Raw genomic sequence first — 21,708 nt, forward strand, 5'->3', positions numbered from 1 at the left:
ATTGGTTGGTACTTATGGTCAGTTGAAAATAAAATGGCTATATAAATTGAAATGCGCTACTAGTACAATTTTACTTGCTTACTGTGCCTACGCCGACAGAGGCTGCGTAAAATTCATCCTAGTAGCGTTACAACGCCTTTAAAGCGTATCAACGATAGACATTTTATAATTATCTCTTGGCTTACTCATTTATGATGGGTAAGCCTTTTTTATTGCGCCTTCTTCTATCTGCTCTCAGCAAACTTATCGCTGCACGTATCACAAAATACTTTTATCATTTGCTGCCAATAACCATGCTAAATTATTGTCTACTTTATTACTATCGTTGTGAGACAGGCTATGAATCAGATTGCATTACTCTCTAGTTGGATTGGCAAAACGTTTGCAATCTGGGCATTGGTCAGTGCCGTTTTAGGATTCGTTTTTCCTGAGTTTTTTGCGTCTCTAGCGTTTTTGATTGTGCCAATTCTTGGCATCATTATGTTTGGTATGGGCATGACGCTTAGAACCGAAGACTTCCTAGAGATCGTCAAACGCCCCAAACCTGTGTTGGTCGGACTATTAGCACAGTTCACTTTAATGCCTTTGATTGCTTATTTACTCACTGTCATCTTTAACCTTGATCCTTTAATCGCGGTTGGCGTGATTTTGGTCGGTTGTTGCCCAGGTGGCACGTCCAGTAATGTAATTACGTTCTTAGCCAAAGGGGATGTGGCACTGAGCGTGGCGATTACGTCTATCTCTACCCTACTTGCGCCCTTTTTGACGCCTATCTTATTAAACGTATTTGCCGGTCAGCTGATCGATATCGACTTGGCGAGTATGATGGTGACCATTACCAAGATCGTCATCTTGCCTATCTTATTGGGCGTCATCTTCCACAAGTTTTTGGGTAGTAAGATCGCATTCGTCACCGAAGTATTGCCGATGGTGTCGGTATTGGGTATCTCTATTATCATCGCAGCTGTGGTCGCGGTGTCTAAAGCGACCATCTTAGATAGCGGTGCCATCGTCTTTATCGTCGTTGCTCTACATAATATGTTGGGATATACCTTGGGGTATGTAATCGCGCGCTTGTCTGGATTTACGGAGAGACAGCGCCGCGCCATTATGGTGGAAGTGGGTATGCAAAACTCTGGTCTGGGCGCTGCCCTTGCCGCGACTTATTTCAATCCTGTCGCAGCCTTACCGAGTGCAATATTTAGTGTGTGGCATAACTTTAGTGGGGCGTTGGTTGCGAATATTTTTGCGAAGAGGGATGGTAGATAGGAGCTTTATCACTTATGGTTTGATCGTAAGTACTCAAATGTAGGTAAGTTTAGTTACGGGCTGGTGCTGAATACGAAGATTGGGGTATAAAGACTGCTTAGAAGTAGTTAAATCCAAATTTCTAGGATTTTACGTTTTTGGCTTCTATCTTATTTGCAGAAAATTTCCTACTGCTAAACTGCTCTTTCGATACAAAGTTTTTTTGTTGTGAGATAACGGATTAAATTTCAACAAAAAGCCATGGATTAATGTTGTAATAGAGTTGCTTTCATTATTATGACATTATAGGTCTTGGCATACATTGTCGAAGAATATTTTCAAGATTAGAAATCTTTCTATTTACTATTATGGTGTTTTGTAGATATTATATAAAATAAAAAACATTTATAAAGTTGGAATAGTATGTACAAACTAAAAACCAATCTTGAAATTTTTGGAAAAACCCTAAGTTTCTATCAAAAAAAAGATTCTTATCCTGATTATATATCTTCTGATGATATTGTATTCTACGAGTTTGCTATTCAAAATGGCTTAGTAGAGATACTAACAAATATATTTATAGATATGGTTTTTCCTGACCGCTCACTAGAAATGCTACAAAATAAATTAGATGTGTTCAATCAGAATAATGAATATTCTGGTAATAGCTTAACTAAAGACATATTACTGTCAATGGGTTTGATAAGGGTTGTTTTTAACCAAGTTTATATAGCTACTCAAATTTCATCTGCTCTATGGAGTTACCGACAAGATACTAATATTGATGAAAAATTAGCTCAATTGTCAGAGGTTCAGCAGACTGCTATTCGTTTCCTATTAGATTATCAACTTACTATTCCATCTCAAGGAGAAATACTGACTAGCAGATTGAATGATGAAACGTTAGCAACAAAGCTGATAGACTCTAATTTATTTGAACTTAATGAAAACAAACTCATATTTGAAGGCGATAACTATTCAAATCCTATCAAGCATTTTGCTAAAGACATACTAATAAATATTTATTTTAAGCTATGTAATAATGGCAATCTGACTGAAAACCAAGTCTTAAACTTTATAAACTTGGTTCAATTTTTGAATTTTGGATATTATTTACCTCATTTAATACAATTTATCAAAGAAGATAGTAACTTTCTAAATCATATTATAGAACTTTTGTCTAAAGAAGAAGATCTAGATATGAGTAATATTGAATGGTTAAAATATGAAACTGACTCAAGGACACATAGGTATGAAAATTTTGACTTAGAAAACTATCCAAACTATAGTATTGCAACATCGAATACAATAGAGGTTATTGAAAGCATTAATTATATAAAAAATATAACGCATTCTAGTTATGAATGGCAGAAACATAGAAAAATATACAATTGTATTATTCAGCTATTCTTAGAGCAAACAAACTCATTAGAACATTTCAAACTTAAAGTATATTTGGAAAATACTGAGAAGCCATATTTGACTTATATAATTTTCGATAAGTTAAAAAATAGCTTCATAGATAATTTTCCACAACTAGTCCTATATAATACCAACTACATACCACTTATATTTAAAGAAATTAATAATCTAGAAATCAACGATAGCTCATTATATAAAATTAACTGCATGAGTAACTTCGGAAGAATAGAAAAAGACGAAAAACTAGAAGAATTTAAAACTGAACTATGTATTACATTATTCAATATATGTTTTAATAAAGATGTCTTTTATTACACTCGTGCTGATATAACACCTTTATCAAAAACTCTTAACTATTTTTCTAAACAGCTATTCAATATCCCTGCAAACGCTACAATTAATTATTATAAAACCAAGTATGAAAAAATAATGTTATTACTGGAGGAACTTCTAGTAAGCATAGATTCTAGCTTAAATTTCTTAGATGAGCTTATCAAAGAAATTAGTAATAATTTTGTTGATTACAAATCTAAAACTCATAACCTTATTAGTTTAGATTACTCAATTTTCCAGCTCTTGACTGACCTACTCAAGATTAAATCTAGACTAAGTTATGAAACGGTAATCCCACAACATTCTGGTACGGAATCATCAGAAGATATAAACACATTAGTAGCAAAGTTGTTCATTGACCATCTAAACTGGTATTTTACCTGTACAGAAGTCGAAATTTCTGATCATAACAATTATGAAAATAGGCGCTTAGGCCAAGCTAAATTATATAACGGTCAAATAGGCGTCGAACTCATAGATTGGAATCTTGTATTTATACTTATTGAAAATCATTCATCGCTTTCAGAAGTACAAGAGCACGTAACTTCTAATTTAGTTTATAACGATTTTTCACTTAGAGATAGCGACCAAACTTATAATATCAAACTATTCTTTAAAATTTGTTGTCTTGCTTATATCAATAACTCTAACGAGTATAAAGAAATAAAAGACTTCGATTATCCCCAATATCACGAGACTTTGGAAAGACTTATTCTTGAATTAGCAACTAACTTTAAGGATGAGGAAATCTCTTATAACAGTATATTTCGTGTTCCTCACCCAATGAATAATAATCGCTACTCTAAGACTTCTAGAGACTTGCTATTTAATGCTATAAACGAAATGAGTGAGCAGGTAGCTACAGACTTTATTACTGATTTTTTCGAAAGCTCTACTGACTTAGGATTAATGCTTGAAGCTATAAATAAAATCAAAAATCCTGCGATCGTAGAAATCATCTCATCTAAAATCGATGATATAGATATTGAAGAGTACATCAGCAAGCACGTTAGCCTTATTGATGAGCTTGAACAAAGCATGATTCATGCGGTTAATTCTTCAAGCAACTATACCTATGCTAGAATATTTTTAGATAAGGTAGTCCAACATCATAATGAAAGGCAGTATGATGAAGAACGTATAAAATTGCTAGCAAAGCGTATTAAGCTATTACTAGCTCTAAAAGAAAAAGATTTAGAACAAATTATCTCTTTTAGAAATGATATAAATTTTAAAAATGTTAGGTTAATTTCATTTGTATATGAAGCGGTATATCAAATAGAAGAACTTAATGATTTTACAAAGGCAGAAGAGCTCCTTAGGAGCATCTCTAAGACTGAAGCGTTCGATATTGGGGCAAGGTTAGATTTATTTAGATGTATATTATACAATTCTGACAAAACAATTGATGACAAAAGAAATGCTTCAGTTGAATGGGAAGCATATGTTAATTCTTTATCTGAGGATTCAAATGAACATGGGTTCTTACATAAATTTTCAAGCTATATAAATAGTCTGAAATGTATAGTTTACGGACAAGTAGACGAAGGTAGGGATAATTTTTATAAACACTTTGATCTAGTTAGGGATGAAAATAGATATAATAAATATTTAATCCCTATTGTAATTGAGAGACTTACTAAAGATGAACGTTTTATAGAATATCGTGAATACATTATTAATGCTGAAGAGCATTATGAACACAAATCTTTAGATATACCAGAGCTTTTATCACAGGCTCTTGATGAAAACCTTCCTTCAGCCGATAAAGGAGAAATTCGAAGAGTATTAAGAATAACGCCAAAGCTAAAACCGAAAGATATTATTCGTGTGCTACCTAACAACAGCTTTCACAAATTAAACGAGTTTGTATTAGAGAGTTTAATATCGTCGTTGAAAATGGTTATGGAAAAAATCCACTCTGTAAGGGAAAAGCAGTCCAATGGCAGTTATAAGCTAGAAAATCAATACAATGACCTTTTAGCTGTAATATTAAAATCAAAGTTTGAATATTTAAACTGGCAAGTTACAGATCAAGAAAGAGTAGGTCTCACTCAGAGTGGTCAAGATGCAGGAGAAGCTGACTTAATAATTCAGCATATGAATAACAAATTCGCATTAATCGAGCCTTTTCGATTAGCGGGTAGAGACAAATCTGTTACACAATCTCATAGTAAGAAGACCTACGATTACTGCCCTAATATTGAGAATTATTATAATGTGATATATTTCATTGGTACTGGTAGCGTGGATAGCTGTTGGGAGTCATACAAAGATGACTTTATATCAACTGACTTTCCTAATGATTTAAAAAATTTTGGTGACTTTAAAGAATTAACACAGAAATTTTCAGACATTCAAAAGATGCGAGTCGCTAAAACCATACACGGTCATTATAATTACTTTCACATTATTGTAGATTTGTCTGATTATCAGACTGTATGAGCCATACGACAGACACCTAAAATAATTTTAGACGCTGACTTTGTCTTGAGATGCAGTTTTGCCCTGATTATAGCAGTTATCCTTATCTGCTCAACAGGCTTTGGGGGCTTGGCTAGAAGTGGTCGCTCGAATGTTGGAACGCCTCTCACCTTAGCTACCCTCTAGAGAATAGCTAACATATGAGGTAAAAGCAGAAAATAGCTGTCTCATAAGACTAAAAAACCCTACTGTGAGAAAAAGTTTACAAATATTAGCTTAATCCGATTTATCCTTCCCCCGCCGACACCGCTCCGAACAATAAATCACCTGCTCCCAGTCTTTTTCCCATTTCTTGCGCCACGTAAACGGACGCTGGCACACAGGGCAGGTTTTTTGCGGTAAGTTTACTTTTTTATGTGCCATTGTCTTTATCCTTATACCCTTATCTATCTACTTCTGATGCTCTAAGCCCTCATACTTTTTAATCCGTCGGCACTGGTCTGAGCAGTAGACCATGCTATCCCAGTTTTTATCCAGCTTTTTAGTCCAACTAAACTCACGCTCGCAGACAGGACATTCTTTTTTGCGGACGTTTTTCTTTTTGTGAGCCATCATTTTCTCATTGGTTGATTTACTACATAAATAACATGTCGCTACGATTGATTGATCATAAGTACGAATCGTAGCCCATTCATTTTAAACTGAATACCGTTCTACTGTGCTGAATTTTTCCACGCCTCTGTCACACCCCCGAACAGCTAGCGAGGAAAATTTATACCAGTAGAACGGCGCTACTCATAGCCATTAATCATAGTCGTCAAATATTTTATTCAATCGGTTGAGACTATTGACGATCAGCTTACCGGATTGATCGGTGCTGGTATCGATAGCAAGCTTCTCATCCATACGCATCGTCAGCGGCTCTAATGCTTGCTTAAGGGCGTTTGCCATGAGCGCGGTTTGCTCGGCAATATCAGGTACATTTGCGTCAGGCGTGTCTGTCTCTATAGCCTGCTGCGCGTCTCTCTTTTCACGATAAAGTTGATTGTCCGATAAGCTCTCAGCCATTTTTTGCGCCAATTGCTCAACCGCGCCGACCAGCTGTACCATCAGCTGTTTTTGCATCTCTTGATTTTGTTTGAGGTACTCGCTTTCCGCTTTATGATCATGCTTATAGAGCTGTGTCAGCTGTGTCAGCTGCGTCATGCTTTTTTCAAAGCCATTATCGATGCTGTCACTGACGACTTTGGCATTGTTAATAAAGCTATCGGCGAGGATTTTTTGTGATTCGAGTTGCGCCTCTATCTGCACTTGTTGCCCTGATTCTCGCAAGCGGGCGATTTGTTCAGGGTCGTTTTGGCTTAAGTATTTATCAAACTGGCTACTAATCGTATTGAAGCCATTCGCTAAGTCCACCAATTGCGCGACGATGCGCGCGCCCGTATCGCCATCTTCGCCGCCCATGGCTTTATTGCGTAAGAAGTCGGTTTTGATTTGCGCCCAGCGCTCTGACTCTTCCTGCGTTAAAGTTCCGCGCATCTCGCCAAGCTTAAGCAGATTGCTCTCTGCGCCTTGAGTCAAGAGCTGCGACTCACCCAGATAATGATCGTCGATAAGTTGGTTCAGCTCGCTGTCGTTCATGACCGCCGATAACTTTTCGGTCATTTTATTCATATTACGATAACTGCCCTGTAGCTTAAATATCGGCTCAACGCGATACTTATCATCTTGTGAGGCAGACGCGATATAAGCTTGGTTGACATCGAGGATCACTTCTTGCACCGCAAACATATGGCGCAAGATGGCCGTAATCTCATTAATCTCTGAGCTGCTATACGGATAGGTCAGATCGCTACTTTGCGCCTGCATCGCATTGGCATTGTCCGTCCGCGCCATCTTAATCAAGCGATGGACATCGGCAAGATCGCGATTGGCAAGTGGCGCTAATACCGCGTTAGATGTCAACGCGTTTTCGATATAACTGAGCGCAAAGATCTCTTCCATCCCGCTCATGATATCGCCTAGGTTATAGATATCAGCACGGTTGGCGAGCATGTCTGGCACTTTAAAGGCCTCGCCGCTTTCGGTATAGGGGTTACCCGCCATGACCACGCAGAACTTTTTGCCGCGCATGTCATAGGTTTTGGTTTTGCCTTGCCAGACGCCATCGATACGGCGCGTACCGTCACCGAGCGAGATAAATTTTTGTAAAAATTCAGCGTGTGTATGCTGAATATCATCGAGATAGAGCATGACGTTATTGCCCATCTCAAAGGCTAAGTTGATTTTATTTAACTCTTCTCTTGCAGTGGCATTGGGCGCTTTTTCGGGATCTAACGAGGTGACATCGTGACCAAGTGAGGGACAGTTAATCTTCATAAAGATGAGGCCAAGACGGTTGGCCACGTACTCCATCAAGGTCGTTTTGCCATAACCTGGGGGCGATATCATCATGAGGATACCCATCAAGTCGGTACGCTTGTCATCGCCCACTGTGCCCATTTGCTTGGCAAGATTGTCACCGATGAGCGGCAAGTAGCTTTCATTAATCAGGCGGTTGCGCACAAACGAAGACAAGGGACGTGGCATAAATTCGTCCAGTCGCAAGGCGTCTTTTGCGTCATGCAAAATCTCTGAGCGCATGGCAAGGTAGCGCTTATAAGCAGGGATCACTTGCGTGTCGTGATGATGCAAACGGTTTAAAAAACCATCGACAGAAAAACGTAGCGTCTGCTGGTGAATACGCTCATGCTCGCCTAGTAGATTGTGTACTTGTATCTCAAGTGACACTTTGCCCGTACTGCGCTCAAAGCTTTGTACTTGATTGAGCGGATTGTTGATACCGCTTAGCGCGGACGTCGAGGAGAATGACAAAGTGGACGATGCGTTAGTTGCGTCTTTTTTCGCGCCGCCTTTTTCAAGATTTGCGCCTGCATCGATTAGGCGTTGTACTAAGGCATCGCGCTGGGCATCGTTTAACTGCGTCAGTAAGATAGCAATCGCTTCGGGCACATAATGGCGACCGCTGTCTAATTGCTGCTTGCGTAGCGCCGCTTTTTCTTCGATTTCAGCAAGCTCTGCTTCACTCAGTGGCTCGCCGCCATTGTCCGTGCTTTCTACTTGCTCGCTGCTACTATAGGTTCTGTCGAGTAACGCATAAAACCAGGTGGCTAATAGCTCATAAGCAGATTTGGGTTGCAAGCCAAGCTTACTGATAGCCGACTGTAATTGCTCAAAACCCGCCGTCTGTTTGAGGTTGCCTGAAGGACTGTTTAAGGTGCTGCTCAATTGCTCGCACAGCTGCTCGGCCTGCCTACTGGTCTGCCAGTTGAGCGTTTTATGCACATCGGCATCGGACGCCGCTGACTGTCCCATCACGCTTACCAAGTACTCACTCGCAAGCTGTACATTACTTTGTATAAAGACACTATTGTCCTGCTTCGCTTCTAAGTCCAATTGCCCATCATGATAAGCGGCAACAAAGCCACGCATGACGTGGGTCATGTCCTCAACCAATAAGGCTTTGGCGGTGTCACTGCCTAAGGTACGGCGCAATTGCTCTGCAGTCACTGCTCGATCTAGCCAGTTGCTTATGCGGATAAGTGTCGCCTCATTTAACCAAGTATCATAGCCAAGCTGACGCAGCGGCTCTAAACCGAGCGTTTGTACTAGGCTCAATTGCCAATAGAAGAGCTGTGCCAATGCGCGAACTTGCGGGGTATAAATCAATAAGCCCGCCTCTCGCAGCGTTGGCAATATTTGCATCAATAACAGCGCGGCATCATGGTCATGGATACCTTTTTCGTAACCGAGCTGATAGCGCGGAGTCGCGTAGGTTTTGACCAGTTTGGCAAGTGGGCTGTTGCTATCGATATCGCTATTGTTATCGAGAGAGCTGATAGTGCTGGCGGTTTCGTCGTAGGCGCGATACAGCTCAGCTTCAGTCAGGCCGTCTTGGTTATTTTTGGCGCTCTCAATGATGCTATACGCCAAGTATTCGGCGCGGTAAATGGTGTGAGACTCGGAGGCAATGTTCATCTCCCAGTACGGTCGCAAGGCGTTTAGCTCGGCATTGTCGAGCACTTCGTAATAGTCTGTGCCTGTAAGATGCAGGTTGAGCACCCGCTTGCCATCGGTCTGCTGACGACTGAGTAAGGTTAAATCTAGCGGCTGAGTATTGACCGAAAAGCGATGCTTGCCAAGTTTGATGATTTGTCCGCCGTCTTCAAACAAATCCGACTTGTCTTTCAGACGCTTATAGCTTTCAATCTGAATGGCCTTTAGGCGCGCATCGATGTCATCGGCTTTGACACTAAAGCCCATTGCTTGTAGCTCTTTTGCGATGTTACGTACTTTTTGAACTAAGCCATCAGCCGCAAAGTACGTGTTTAATGCGTCTTCCTCAGTAAAACCCGTGACACCCGTGCTTTGCGTGCGCTTTTTGATACTCTCAAGCATACGTAGTGCGCCATCGCCTAAGTTTTGCGCCTTGCGGTTGCGGGCATCGAGCAATTGCTGTTTATGATTTTCAAAGGTTTCATAAACCTCTTCGCGCTTACTGATGATATCTGCTAAAAACTGATCGCCGTTACTGGTTTCTGGATCTGCGAACTGGCTTTCTAGCTCTTCTAATTGCACCAACAATTTTGCCATTTGCTCGTCTGATTTTTCAGGCGTATTGGCAATTGATAAAGCATTGGCAACCGACTGACCCAAGAGCTTAAACTGCGCACCAAACTGTGCCACCGCTTCCGCCGAGCCTAAGTTTTTGCGCTTGTGATTGAGCTTGGCTTTGCTTTGATTTAAATTGGCATAAATGGTCGAGATGTCGTCGATGATTTGCGTGCGTACAGTGGCATCAGCCACGTCCAACGTTCCGAGCAGTTCGGTCAGTAAGTCTAGACCTTGCGCCGTCTCATCGATTTTGTCTAACACAGGCTTTAGCTCGGCGTTGGTTTCCGCTGTGTTTAAACGCTCACTCACATCCCCCAAAATCTCTTCGTAGCTCGATAATGCTTTGTCGCCGCTTAAAAACAGCACGGTTTTTTCGGCAAGCTCGCCCTCTGCCTCTTCTAATTGAGTTTGCAGCGCTTGCAACTTATCACTGTCTAAATAACGCAGCTCCTCTAAACCCACCAAGCGGCCTTTTTGTCGTCTTAACGCCGAGAGCTGCTCTACATAGTCGCTCGCTGACACAAAAGTGGTGACGCGTATTTGCCGCAATATCTCATCTTGCTGCGTCTCAGCGTCACTAAGAGCGGTTTGGGTTTGCTTTTGAATGCTTTGAACTTTGGCAAACTCGTCGATGACCAGCTCGGCGGTGGCAGTGACGGCTTTGATACTGCCTGCAATCTCGCTCAAATCTGGCTCAGACAGCCAATAATAGCTATCAAACAGGCGGCTGGTATTGTCAGCCAACTCCTCATAGAGCTTTTGCGACACGCTTTGATTGTCAATTAAGCGGGTGATGCTATAAAGGTCGGAGATGCCGCGTACCAACTCTTTGTTGCCGATTTTGCCATAGAAGCTGGTGCTCTCTGGCAACTCACTGACGTATTCAGGTGAAGCGTAAGGCGTGTGCCATATCTGCATCGGGTGAATGCGCGACGGCTCACTTTGATCATTGAACAGCACCAAACGCCCACTATCTGCCAGCGCCATTCCGTTACAATAAATGGGATTTGCCAACTGTTTTTTGATCAGGTTATAAGGGAACAGACCCGTGATACCCAAACCGATGTCATAAAACAAAAACAACACGTCTTCACCATTTGGCGAGACAATCTTGCGTTTAAACTTTAAGTCTTTAGCACCCACCGTATTGGCGTCGAACAACTTGTACTCGCCTGTCTGCAAATAATAGCCACCAGGGAAGATAATGCCATGATCTTCTGGGAGCTGGACACACGACTGACCAATGGCATCTAGGCGCAGCACCGCTTCGGTCAAGGTGTTATAAACAAAATAACGATAACTGTCTTCGCGATAAGGCCGTATCTTGAGTAAGATTAAGCTGCCGACTTTGGCATAAGCAATCTCAGCATCGGTCAGCGACTGGGTGCGATCATTGACAGGCTCGCTATAAATACCCTGCCCTGATTGCGTGTTATTCTCAATCTTAATGGTCAAATCACCGCCCACGGTTTCTACAAATATCGTATCCAAGATATTCATATGCGGGTACTTGCCGTTGATCATCTGATCGCGCGTGGTGTCAATCCAGTCAAAATCATAAGCAGGTGGCAGCTCAATGTCGCGCTCGCCTCTATTGTCCACGTAAGCGACTTGCGCTGACTCTGGCGTACCTTGGCTAAAGTCCAACGCAAAACGAAAGACGCGGATGTCAGTGATACGCTCACCAATCTGAAACGCCAATAGCAGTTTGCTGTCTTTGACCGTCAGCTGAATCAGGCGCGTCTGCTTGTAATAGCGATACAGCTCATTGAAATCTTGGACAAAGGCGTCTTGATCTAAAAAAGTACCCTTTAAATCCACTTCTTCTAAGCGATAGTCTTGCTCATTACTGCTTACACTGTCGCTGGTGTCATTGGCGTCAGACGTTTTAGCGCCTTGCTCATTAATATGGTCATCATTATTGCGGTCATTGCCGTCATCAACATGATCAGCGCTTACCACACGCTCGTTTTGCGGGTCGGCAGGTTCGACCAAACGATACAGCGACAGCACGTCTTTGATGTTACTTGCACGTTTGAGCCCCATAAAGACATTGTAGCCAAACAACAAATAGCCGCCGACTTGTACCATGTCCTGCGCCACACAGTTGTATTCGGTACGAATGCGCGTGCGAGCAATGACTTGCATCTGCGTGCTGCCAAACTCCGCCAGACGCGCTTGATTGAGCTTGGCCGTTTGCTGCTCTAGGCGGCTACCTTGCTCCGTTAGGCGTTTTTTGATCAGCTCATAGGCATTGCCTGAGGCCACCGCCTGATCGGTTTGCTCAGCTTGATTGTCGGTGGTTTTGCTAGCCGAATCGGTTGGTTTTTGCGTATCCGCCATCGTTGCTCGTCCATTTTTATTGTTAGGCAATAGGGAAAATAAGATAAAACTTGGGAGAAGAGTTAGGTTATTAAACAAACCTTTTATAAAAGCAGCGCTGGGCTAATCTAAAAAAACCTTGATAACAATGGATTTTCTTAGATTAGCCAACTCGTTAATATTCGCGATTACTATAGTCGATTCATTTTAAAACCGTTACCGTATTAGCAAGATGATCGCTCCTGAAATAAATTTTTCGCCACCTCTGTTTAGCAGCAAGCAATGAAAATTTACCTCAGAAGCAAATAGCTATTAACATATCGATCTTATTTCGAACTGACTGTATTGATAATACTATTAATGAGTTGGCTACAGCACCTTGCCACCTAAGCGGCAAAATGCGTATTGATACCCGTCGCACGTCACTTAAGCAGGCTTATCATCATTCGATTTGTTGGCTTTGGTCATGACCTGATTGGCCATCATAGTATTGATAAGACCGCTTAGCGTGTCTGACTTGCCAGCGAGGCCATCGATGGCTTTACCAATCGACAAGGACTTGGCAAAGTTATCAAAGAAGTGCGCTTCACCGCCCACGATATCGATCTTGGCTTTTTGGAGCGCGACTGCTAAGACTTCAGCGTTTTCTTTAGCAATCTCTTTACCAGCATCAATCGATGCCATGGCTTCTTGCAATGCCGTTTCAAGACCCATACGGAACTCTTCGTGCTCGCGTGCTTCTTTGCTCATGCTACCCATCGCATTGAATTTTTCGACCAAACCATCGGCTTCAGCTTGGAAATGCGCACGGGTAACTTCGGCTTTTGCCAAGCCAACGTCACGCTCTGCTTTGGCATTCGACTCACCACGTGCTGCGATAATCTCGGCATCTGCCATGCCTTTTTCGCGCTCTGATTGTGCCTCAGCCTGGCCAGTCGCTTTGATAATATTAGCTTTGGCAACGCCTTCTTTTTCTAAAGAAGCGGCTTTGGCTTCTTGGATAGCAGCTTCAGCGAAACCATGTGCCGATTCTTCTGCCTTGATGCCTTCTGCCATTCTAATCTTGGCTTCCGAGTCTTTTGCCGCGGCTTCCAGATTGGCATTGGCAAGCGTGGTGATTTCGACTGCTTTATGCTTGGCAGACAGCTCTTCTGCTTCCGCTTTTTTCACCTGACGCACTTTGATCTCTTCCGCGTCCGCTTCTGCTGCCAGTACGCGCGTTTGTTTAGAACGCTCGGCTTCGCTCACTTCGCGAACTTCTTTGATACGCTCTTCTTCTTGGGCGACGGTTTTGTCTACCGCGATGCGTTCACGAATGACGTTGGCGATTTCTTTTTTCTCAAGCTCAATCGCGCGTTCAGCTTCGATACGTTGTAAGTCAACTTCACGCTCACGAGAGACGATTTCTAAATCACGAGCACGTGTCACCTTCTCTTCTTCGATGACCACGGCACGCAGGCGATTCTGCCCCGCGACTTCGATTTCGCGCTGTTGGTTTTCACGCTGAATCGCCAAGTCTTGTTCAACCATGATGACGGCGGTTTCAGATTTTTTGCGCTCTTCTTCTTCGATCTTACGCGTTTCAGCGGTTTCCCTCGCAATCACTGACGAGATTTCACGCTTTTGCTTGGCTTCCGCATCGGCTTGTTGACGCTCCAGCTCGAGCATGGCTTCGACAGTTTCGACGTTTTTCTTTTTGACCGCCAGCTCTTCGTCGCGCTCAAGCTCATTGGTAATGACGTTTTGAAAAGCCGTTAGCTGCGTAATCTTTTTGATACCTTCAGCATCTAAGATATTACTTGAATCTAATGATGTCTTTGGCGTTTGTTCCAAGTAGTCAATCGCCACATCTTCTAGGATATAGCCGTTTAGATCGTTACCTATTTCTTGAACAATGCTGTCACGGAACTGGCTGCGGTTTTCAAACAACTTAACGAAATCAATCTGTTTACCAACCGTCTTGAGTGCTTCTGAGAATTTTGCATTAAATAACTCGTTGACCGCTACCTTGTCTGAGGCTCTGTCCACCCCAACCGATTTGGCCACTTTAAGCACGTCTTCTTCGGTTTCGTTAACACGCAAATAAAATGCAACAGTGATATCCGCACGCATATTGTCAGCGCAAATCAGCCCTTCCTTACCACGTCTGTCCACCTCTAGAGTGAGCAACGAGATTCTCATGAGTTCTTTTTTGTTGATGACTGGCCACACAAAGCCACCATCAAAGCGTACAGCGATTTTATTGACGCCGTTAATAATAAGTGCTGTGCCCTGATCCACCTTAATATAAAAGGCTTTGAGCATCAAAAGTGCTGCCATAATAAAAACAAACGCCAGCACCACAACTACGCCGACGATAATGAGTATGTCCATGTTCATTCCTTTAATGAAAACATTCCAATCAAATTTGAAACCGTTAATACTTTTCTTATAAACCCACTAATTTTTTATCTCTTATATGCGTCAAAAGCGATGCCGTGCGACTATGTTTCAGATGACTTATACCGCAAAAACGATAATAAAAAGCCACCTTCGCACGTAAATTTATGATTTATTTTTTAACTTTAACAGGTGCCACGCGATAAATATTGGCGGCCGCTATATACTCTACCAATACCACTTCATCGCCTTTTTTGAGCAAGCTGTCTTGCGTCTCTGACCGAATTTTTAAAATCAATCCTGCGCCGCCATCGCTAAGTTCGGCTTCGCCATGTTCGTTTGTCACACTGAGCGTGCGCACGATGGCGATTTTACCGAGATTGCTAGCGGCATTGCGTTTGGGGATATTGGCGATGTTTTTGCGAATAGGCGCAATAATCATGCCCGTGAGCCACATCGATATGACCAACACAAAAATAAGCGCCCCTGTACCAAAGACATAATACAAAAGGCCAGAGTCAAAATTCTGATGTAAAAAGCTGGTATATAGATAACTGAGTACCCAACCAATTAAACTAACTAAACTTAGTATGATAATTAAAGGCACACCATACAGACCAAACTTGAGCATGAGGCCCGTAAAAAAACCAGTTGAAGATAAGTTTGCGATATCAGCATCACCGCCTGACTCACCAATGTCTACGGTATCCATGTCTGTCATACCAAGTAAAGACACAACCCAATATAACGTCACGAACATCACAAGCCCTGTAAAAATAACCGTGGGGTATAAACTGATTTTAGTAATAAAGACTAAAAAAGATTCTTGCATGTTACGTACGCTCCTTTTGTTCACCCAATTCACTGTCTTTATGATTCGGTGACACAACTCGGTATGATGGGGCTTGGTATGATGGGGTTTTATAACAATTGGCTTAGACGATTTTGATACCCTGTATTTTCAAACAAACAACCGCAGAAACTTAAGACTATAGAATCAACTTATGTTTCTTTGTTAATGATTATATATACATTTCATTACATAATACATAGGTTTTGCCTTTATCGTCCCCAGACTGGTGATCGCATTACTCCGCCTGCCTTACTACTAATGGCATAGCTGGTGTTACCAGACAATGAGTGAATGACCAAACTACCACCGCTCTGTCCGCCGACTTGCCCGCCCAAATTTGAATTGCGTGTGGGATAAACAGCATATTGTCCAGAGGGCGACAAACGTGCTGGTTCATCAAGTCCAGTTTCTGCCAAATTAGTAATTTGTCCTGTGGCGAGCGTCATGACCGCTGCCTTGCGACCATTGAGGTACGCCATGCGCTGACCATCAAAGCTAAGTTGAGGACTGGCGGCATAACTCCCTGTCGATACGGGTACGGCGTTACCTGTAGCAAAGCTATAACGATAGATACTGGGTCGGCCAGCGCGGACTTTATCACTGGTATAGACGAAACTTTTGCCATCGGCGGCGTAGCTTGGCTGAACCTCAGTGCTGGGCAAGGTAGTGAGTTGTCTGGTACTACCGTCGCTCAAACGCCTCTCATAGATATCAGCATTGCCGCCAACCGTCGAGCTATACAGCAGTTTTTGTCCATCAGGTGAAAACGACGCTGATAGATTGCTACCCTCGCTATCCACAATCAGCTGATGCGTTTTGCTGTTGCGATCATAAATATGAATCTTTGGATGTTGGCGCGGGGCTTGCTTGCTATAAGCGAGCTTTTGACCATCCGCTGACCACGTCGGTGCATAAATATAGCCATTTAATTGGTCAATCATTTGGCGATTGCTACCATCTGGGCGGATACTATAGAGCGTCGATATTTTGGCTGTGCCGACTCCCTGCTCCTCTACATAAGCGATGTACCCTTGACGGTCTATGGCAGACATGCGAGCCGTAAGTAGATTATTGGTCGTATTGAGCGCAGTGTTGGAAGCTTCCGTATTCGGTAGCGTCTGGCAGCCTGTTAATACGCTGAGAGTACCTACAGCAATCGTGCTGCTTATTATGTTTATAGTCGGTTTTAAAGTACTTGTTCTTAACACAGTCGGTTTTGATACAGAAGTTTTCACCATGAGAGACAGTCCAATAGAGTGCTGATAAATGTGAGATATGGTCGATCTAAAATGAAAGTAGTACATACGGTCATCATGTTCTACTGGGATAAATTCTTATCGCCTACTGTGATTTCATAGACAGAGGCTACGCAAAATTTATCTCAGTAGTAGTGCATTTATATTTGTATTGAATTCCCTATAAGCCCGTTACGAGCTTAGAAGGTTTTATCTAGTGTAACGTACATTGGACTTTTATTTGGACAAAAAAATGCCCCACTTTTTAGTGAGGCATCTTAAATTTTATCCAAAAAACTGCGAGCGTCAGCTTCTTATCTGTAAGGACTAATTATTTGGCAATGGCTTTGAAATAAGCTACTTGACTGTCGTTTTTGATGGTCAAGATAGGTGTGTTGTTGGCATTTTTGTTGATGCTGTATTTGCCTTGTACAGTCGCTAACGTCGCTGTATCAAAGCTTGCTTGCGGCTCAGGGCATGCCATCAACGTGCTGATACCATTTTTGATCTCTACGTTGCCATTCACAACACTGTACTGAGCGCCCATATTGTTACAGGTGTTCATAAAGCTAACGCGGTTATTGCCGTTGTCTTTAAAGAAGTTTAACGTCAATGGTTTGGCTGGATTAATAAATAGCTGGCTGATTTTGTCCCCGTTGGTACGTTTGGCATCGACGAGCTGCCAGTTGTACGCTTGTAGCGCCTCATTTGTCACAGGCTGAGCGACTGGGGCCGTCACGCTAGGAGTGGTTTGGCAACCGGCAGCAAGTGTACCGACCGCAAGAGTCGCAGCCATCATCATTTTTGTCATATTTTTCATCTTAATGCCTCTAGTAGTTTTACTTAGAATAAAGAACGGCAATGTTGTTTATTCTAAATAGTAGCTCTTATTATCATTTGTTCATTGTTTTATTTGCTAACCTAAACAATGTCGCCATTATGCACATTTGATACTTACCCGTCTTTATAAGTTAGGTATGCGATTGCTCTGATATTTGTTCGACTTTATAACTGTTTTGCTAATGCGTCTTGCGAGACTAAGCATTAGCTGCTATTCGTTTTTTACGATCATACTTTTTTAGCTATTTTATTCTTACAGCCATTCATACTCAAAATAGAAACATTCATACTCAAAACTATCTTTCATTCAACCGCCAGACATTTAATTAGTATTGGCTGCTTTCTGTTGTTGCAGAGCAGCGTAACCCGCTAAACGTTTACGCTCACTCTCATCAAACAATTGCTGCTCAATTTGATTAAGCTCGGTTTGTGCTTGGGCGCTATCTACATTTTGGCTGAGCAAACGCTGTTTTTGGGCTTGATACTGATTGAAACGTTGATCGAAACTCGCATCTTCTTGATCTACTTGTGCCAATCTTGCCGCGGCTGGCGCACCTACCAACTCACGACGCATCTTATATAATTCCTCTGCCGTTGCGCCTTTTGCTTTCATCTGTTCTGTACGACTGATCAACGCATTTAGATTGGCTTGTTGCTCGATGTTAGCTTTGGCTAAGTTGTTTGGCATACGGCTAATATAGTCCTGCCTTGCCACTTCTTTTTGGGCGTCAGATAGCTGATCGTTTTGGTTGATTCTAATCATCTCAACACTATAATTGTCATACTCCTCTTGCGCCCCAAAAAAAGCAGTAATGGTTTGTTTGGCGAAATGCTGTTGACGGAGCTTTGCCACATCTTGCTTTTGCTGCGCTACCGCGTTCAAATCCAGCTCGCCATTTTCTGTCGCTTGCAATTGCAGATTGCCGTAACGTTTTTCTATCTCTGGGAGTGCTTTGAGATACGCCACATACTGGTCAAATATAGTTATGGCTTGACTGGCAGCAGGCTCTGGCGTGTGATTGCGGATATAGCTTTTCACGCGGTCATAGATGACGGTGTCCTCTTCTTCACCAAACGCTGATAAAAAATAATCAAACAAGCGCCGTAAGCCTTCGGTGACGACCAGTTGTTTTTGCTCATCGATGATAATCTCACCATCGACAGTAGTCCCTTGCAAAGAACGCGGTAAATTTTCTAGCCCTGTGGTAAATGGCGTACTATTTTGATTGGATGACGGATCAACCTTATCATTAAAATTGGTCATGTCTATCGAGAGGTTGGCAATCTCATTACTTATCGTGGTGAAAGGAGACTGAGAAAATACGGTGCGGCTATTTTTAGGTTTGAACCATAAGATAATCGCTACCGTCATAAGGATTATCACAGCGATAATCGCGATGAACAAAAAAGGCGAACGGCGGTTATTTGACATAGCGAAGGCACCTTATTTGATCAGTCAGTTTATATGGTCGATTTATTTTAAAAAAATACAATATTGCCGAGATGAGTGTTTCGAAGTTTCTGGAGTAAAAAGCGTCTAGCAAGCGAAAAAAATTTATCTCAGCACCATGCTATTGAAGGTATATTTCTTTTATTTTGAACCGACTATTTATAGCTTTGATATAAAAAGCTTTGATATAGAAACAGAGTCAAAGTGATTGACCCTGCTTCTCTATCATCTTCATAAACAAACGTTATAGACTGGCATTTTTTAGACGATTGACCTGAGTACGATAGATAGATTTTGGTTCAGACTCGCCCCATGCGGTCAAACCCAGCACTTGATCGGCTGAATCTAAGTGATTCATTTTATAATTATCACGAATCACATAACCAAGCCGACTTGAGCAGGCCGATACCAAACCATCGTTAGACTCGCCTGCAAACGGCACACCCGTTGCTGCCAATAGACAATCGCTAGGATCAAGTGCACTGGTGAGTTGTCCAACGCCACTGAATGAATAATAGTTGATGCCATTTACTTTGGTATTGGCGGGTTGACCACAGTAAGATGTTGGCATCCCTGCTGGGAACTTTGCGTTAAATTTAGCGGCACCATTTGTTGATAAAGCCATGAGCGCCTGCCAGCCGTCTTGTTCCTGGATATCTTTATAACTGATACCCGAACCGATATCGGTAAAGCCACCAATCAAATTAAACACACCTGCAACCAACTCCGTGGTGATATTTGCTGACTGGTCTGTGTCATTGTTCGGCTCAAGCGTTGCCTTAACAAAATCTGCTGTTTTTGAACCTTGCTCTGGGCTTGACACTGCCGTGACTGAAGCGACGTATTTTGGCGCGACACCAGCGACGTAACGAATATCTATACCGCCTTGACTGTGCCCAAATAAATTGACTTTAGGTTTGCCTGAGATAGCAGAGATGGTTTTGACTTGTTGTAGTAGCTGCTCGCCGCGAACCTCACTGTTATTGACGGCAGATGTTTTAGTGGTATATACCTCCGAGCCACCCTTAATCAGCTCCCCAGGAATACCATTAAAGTAATCGATAACCCCAAATAGCGTCGTAAAACCGCCGAGTCCATGAGCCATGACCACTGGATACTGAGTTTTGGTATAGGTAGAGGTAAGATATTGACTATCAACCAGCTTGCACCCGTTGGCATTGGCGCAGTTATAGTACTGTCCAGCCGCTTGAGCCGAGGTTGTTTGTAAAGCCATCATAAAAATACCAACACCGATGGTACCAAGTGAGGGTAAAAATAGGCTGGGCGTGATTGCCGTAGGCAGGTAAGCTTTTAATCTCATAACAACATCCTTGTCATCGTTAGGGTTTGGTAGTCCTCAATGAGCTCATACATTGCATTTGGCAAAAAAGCCCTCAAACTACTGCTAATCCATTTAGCACCCAAAATTACATTACGACTATATTCAGCAACATTCAATTATTTTTTTGAATATAAACCCTATTTTAATGACTTTATAGTCATATTTTTAAATATAAAGGCTTTGGATTCCTAATAGCAATATGCTGATGAGGCCATAGATTTGTCAGCCACTCTCCCAAAACAGCAACTTCTGCATTTATGCTATAATTCACCCCACTGATTCCATAACTATAAATAAGACGATGATGACTAAAAAATCCCTTATCCAGTCCGCCGATGCCATAGAAAAAATGCGCGTGGCCGGCAAACTTGCCAGTGATGTCCTTGTGATGCTCGATGAACACGTAAAAGTAGGCGTCAGCACTGAGGCATTAAACCAAATCGCTCATGACTATATCGTCAATGTACAACAGGCCATTCCTGCGCCGTTGAACTACAATGGCTTTCCAAAGTCTATTTGTACCTCAGTCAACCATGTGGTCTGCCACGGTATCCCGGCCGAAAACAAGCTGCTCAAAGATGGCGATATCATCAACATCGATGTGACGGTCATTAAAGATGGCTACTATGGCGATACTTCAAAAATGTGGATCGTTGGCAATGGCTCTATCATGGCACAGCGTATCTGCAAAGTGGCGCAAGACGCGCTATATGCTGGCATGAGCGTGGTCAAAAACGGCGCACGCTTAGGCGATATCGGCGCGGCCATCCAAGAAGTGGTCGAGCCTGAGCGCTTTAGTATCGTCCGCGAATTTTGCGGTCACGGTATCAGCAATGAGTTCCATCATGAGCCGCAGGTTATGCACTACGGCAAAAAAGGCACCGGCTTTGAGCTAAAGACAGGCATGACTTTTACCATTGAGCCTATGATCAACCAAGGCACGTGGCAGACCAAGATTTTGCCTGATGAATGGACGGCGATTACTAAAGATCGCAAACTGTCCGCTCAGTGGGAGCACACGATGGTCGTGACCGACAATGGCTGTGAAGTGTTTACCACTCGCCCTGAAGAAGATTTAAGTTTTTTGACGCAGTAATACACCAAAAGATCGCCTAGGCGGTCTTTTTTTTGCCGCACAATTCAGGCATATTGAATACTGGGTTTGTTGACTGTTTGCTTTTACACT

12 protein-coding genes are annotated in these 21,708 nt (G+C 42.5%); 3 read left to right on the top strand and 9 right to left on the bottom strand.

Translation table 11 applies throughout. From position 1 onward, the window contains the following. Positions 1 to 339: 339 nt before the first annotated feature. Entirely contained in the window at positions 340 to 1,269 is a 930-nt protein-coding gene (locus tag ACT3TH_RS10475; protein WP_444755774.1) for a bile acid:sodium symporter family protein, read from the top strand. Positions 1,270 to 1,671: 402 nt separating this feature from the next. Next, a complete protein-coding gene (locus ACT3TH_RS10480) occupies positions 1,672 to 5,448 on the top strand; it encodes a hypothetical protein (protein WP_444755775.1) in 3,777 nt (1,258 codons plus the stop codon). Positions 5,449 to 5,703: 255 nt separating this feature from the next. Here ACT3TH_RS10480 and ACT3TH_RS10485 read toward each other — a convergent pair whose 3' ends face one another. The 9 genes from ACT3TH_RS10485 to ACT3TH_RS10525 form a co-directional block, all read right to left on the bottom strand. After that, positions 5,704 to 5,850, bottom strand: a complete 147-nt coding sequence (locus tag ACT3TH_RS10485) for a DUF2256 domain-containing protein (protein ID WP_371532732.1) — start codon at positions 5,848 to 5,850, stop codon at positions 5,704 to 5,706. Positions 5,851 to 5,877: 27 nt separating this feature from the next. Next, on the bottom strand, positions 5,878 to 6,042 hold the full coding sequence (locus ACT3TH_RS10490) for a DUF2256 domain-containing protein (protein ID WP_444755776.1): 165 nt from the start codon (positions 6,040 to 6,042) through the stop codon (positions 5,878 to 5,880). 189 nt (positions 6,043 to 6,231) lie between these two features. Beyond that, positions 6,232 to 12,444: a DNA repair ATPase gene (locus tag ACT3TH_RS10495; protein WP_444755777.1), complete on the bottom strand. Its 6,213-nt coding sequence runs from the start codon at positions 12,442 to 12,444 to the stop codon at positions 6,232 to 6,234. Between the two features lie 405 nt (positions 12,445 to 12,849). After that, positions 12,850 to 14,796, bottom strand: coding sequence for a hypothetical protein (locus tag ACT3TH_RS10500; protein WP_444755778.1), 1,947 nt, complete (start codon positions 14,794 to 14,796; stop codon positions 12,850 to 12,852). Positions 14,797 to 14,974: 178 nt separating this feature from the next. Then, the gene (locus ACT3TH_RS10505) at positions 14,975 to 15,634 is read right to left on the bottom strand and encodes a hypothetical protein (RefSeq protein WP_444755779.1); all 660 of its coding nucleotides are present in this window, start codon (positions 15,632 to 15,634) and stop codon (positions 14,975 to 14,977) included. A 230-nt stretch (positions 15,635 to 15,864) separates the two neighbouring features. After that, complete coding sequence (locus ACT3TH_RS10510; protein WP_444755780.1) at positions 15,865 to 16,893, bottom strand: Xaa-Pro aminopeptidase; 1,029 nt, start codon at positions 16,891 to 16,893, stop codon at positions 15,865 to 15,867. A gap of 328 nt (positions 16,894 to 17,221) precedes the next feature. Continuing rightward, positions 17,222 to 17,710: an META domain-containing protein gene (locus ACT3TH_RS10515; protein WP_444755781.1), complete on the bottom strand. Its 489-nt coding sequence runs from the start codon at positions 17,708 to 17,710 to the stop codon at positions 17,222 to 17,224. A gap of 342 nt (positions 17,711 to 18,052) precedes the next feature. Continuing rightward, positions 18,053 to 19,162: a lipase secretion chaperone gene (locus tag ACT3TH_RS10520; RefSeq protein WP_444755782.1), complete on the bottom strand. Its 1,110-nt coding sequence runs from the start codon at positions 19,160 to 19,162 to the stop codon at positions 18,053 to 18,055. 262 nt (positions 19,163 to 19,424) lie between these two features. Further along, positions 19,425 to 20,501, bottom strand: a complete 1,077-nt coding sequence (locus ACT3TH_RS10525; protein ID WP_444755783.1) for an esterase/lipase family protein — start codon at positions 20,499 to 20,501, stop codon at positions 19,425 to 19,427. A gap of 325 nt (positions 20,502 to 20,826) precedes the next feature. Here ACT3TH_RS10525 and map point away from each other — a divergent pair, with 325 nt between their 5' ends. Next, positions 20,827 to 21,618 (top strand): type I methionyl aminopeptidase, encoded by a 792-nt coding sequence (map, locus tag ACT3TH_RS10530; protein WP_444755784.1) that lies wholly within the window; start codon positions 20,827 to 20,829, stop codon positions 21,616 to 21,618. The last annotated feature ends 90 nt before the right edge of the window (positions 21,619 to 21,708 follow it).

Origin of the sequence: Psychrobacter sp. AOP22-C1-C5 (assembly GCF_052378885.1) — a bacterium.
GTDB lineage: Bacteria > Pseudomonadota > Gammaproteobacteria > Pseudomonadales > Moraxellaceae > Psychrobacter.

Bases quoted from the DNA above. Each gene is read 5' to 3' on its own strand.
- ACT3TH_RS10475 (WP_444755774.1), top strand. From the start codon at position 340: ATGAATCAGATTGCATTACTCTCTAGTTGGATTGGCAAAACGTTTGCA.
- ACT3TH_RS10480 (WP_444755775.1), top strand. From the start codon at position 1,672: ATGTACAAACTAAAAACCAATCTTGAAATTTTTGGAAAAACCCTAAGT.
- ACT3TH_RS10485 (WP_371532732.1), bottom strand. From the start codon at position 5,850: ATGGCACATAAAAAAGTAAACTTACCGCAAAAAACCTGCCCTGTGTGC.
- ACT3TH_RS10490 (WP_444755776.1), bottom strand. From the start codon at position 6,042: ATGATGGCTCACAAAAAGAAAAACGTCCGCAAAAAAGAATGTCCTGTC.
- ACT3TH_RS10495 (WP_444755777.1), bottom strand. From the start codon at position 12,444: ATGGCGGATACGCAAAAACCAACCGATTCGGCTAGCAAAACCACCGAC.
- ACT3TH_RS10500 (WP_444755778.1), bottom strand. From the start codon at position 14,796: ATGGACATACTCATTATCGTCGGCGTAGTTGTGGTGCTGGCGTTTGTT.
- ACT3TH_RS10505 (WP_444755779.1), bottom strand. From the start codon at position 15,634: ATGCAAGAATCTTTTTTAGTCTTTATTACTAAAATCAGTTTATACCCC.
- ACT3TH_RS10510 (WP_444755780.1), bottom strand. From the start codon at position 16,893: ATGGTGAAAACTTCTGTATCAAAACCGACTGTGTTAAGAACAAGTACT.
- ACT3TH_RS10515 (WP_444755781.1), bottom strand. From the start codon at position 17,710: ATGAAAAATATGACAAAAATGATGATGGCTGCGACTCTTGCGGTCGGT.
- ACT3TH_RS10520 (WP_444755782.1), bottom strand. From the start codon at position 19,162: ATGTCAAATAACCGCCGTTCGCCTTTTTTGTTCATCGCGATTATCGCT.
- ACT3TH_RS10525 (WP_444755783.1), bottom strand. From the start codon at position 20,501: ATGAGATTAAAAGCTTACCTGCCTACGGCAATCACGCCCAGCCTATTT.
- map (WP_444755784.1), top strand. From the start codon at position 20,827: ATGACTAAAAAATCCCTTATCCAGTCCGCCGATGCCATAGAAAAAATG.